The organism is Limnohabitans sp., assembly GCF_040400975.1.
Lineage (GTDB): Bacteria > Pseudomonadota > Gammaproteobacteria > Burkholderiales > Burkholderiaceae_C > Limnohabitans_A.
The window spans coordinates 1-1198 of record NZ_JBBAPF010000129.1; the positions used below are offsets into that span (position 1 = coordinate 1).

Below are 1198 nucleotides of genomic sequence, written 5' to 3' on the forward strand. Positions count from 1 at the left end.
CAGCAACAAAGCACAATGCCTTTTGCATGCGAAGAAGTGTCTGAGTGACCTCACGGAGTGTTTGCCATCTCCAATTTGCGAACCGGATCCCAGCTGCCGACAAAGACTTGTTCAGTAGGGCACTGGCAGCACTGTCTGCAGCGTGATCCGTGATAAAAGCCTGCAGCCTCTCCCGCTGATTCACAGAACGAACAAAATGCAGAAGAAGCTTGGCAAGGGCATTCCATACCGGAAACCACTGGAATGACATCACAGCACGGCGCAACACCCAATCAATGATATGCTGTGACCCGGGGACCTGCAAGGCCAATGGAAACAAAAACTCTGCAGGCCCTTCACCTGGGCAACACTGGGGCCCTTGCAAGTTATCAATCCCATGCCCAGGTGGGTGTGTATCCACTTTACCCAATAGAACATCACTAACCACATTTCGGTAATTGCAGATTCCATGTTCTGTCCCCATATCACTGAGGCATTGACGCACAGAGAGACAGAACTGGCAGACATCAGCCTCCGTAGGCCCATAATCCAGCCATATTTGATGAACCAGACAGGCGACTTTGTCCGCCAAGGAGAACCGGCCCTGCCCCAGTGCAGAAATTGGAAGTTTCCGAACCACTACATCTTCGGGCCTGATGTGTTCACTGGCACTACACATGTCTCGCAATGACATGCTCATAAGTGCACACAAAACTTCATGGCCAGACCGTTGGGGGCTAGCATCAAATGCCAAATAGTGAAAGGTTGGCACTGACTTTGACACCACACGGTTTGCCAACATGGCACACACATCCAAACGTCGGCGAGCCAACCGTATTGCCTTTTCGCCTGGCACTTTCCAACCCTGGCCCTGGCCCTGACCTTGGTCCAGAACTCCTTGCCTGCCAAAGTGTGCCGACAACAATGGCCTCATGTCACTGACTGTTTCGGCCCTGAGCGACTCCTTGAGAGAGCGGCAGTGCCGTGATGCACGCAGCACTGCCACAACTTGCCGGCTGTCATACAGGTGCCGGCTGTCATATGCGGGAGCCACAGTGCTCATTGTGCTGTTTTGGAAAAAAGGCTTGGCTGCAGTGGCATGCTGCTGCCAACTATATGGCTCTTGCGGCTGCACACTGCGCAGCATAGAAAGCAAAAGGGACCTTGGTGGCAACAGTGGCGGCTTCCATGATCTGGTGGTATTCCGCAGCACTACAGT

The 1198-nt window shown here is 53.2% G+C and carries 1 protein-coding gene; it reads right to left on the minus strand.

The window, feature by feature from the left end; translation table 11 throughout:
• Positions 1–679: hypothetical protein (locus ABWQ00_RS16155; RefSeq protein WP_353239681.1), on the minus strand; the 679-nt coding region annotated here is incomplete at its 3' end.
• Positions 680–1198: the final 519 nt, after the last annotated feature.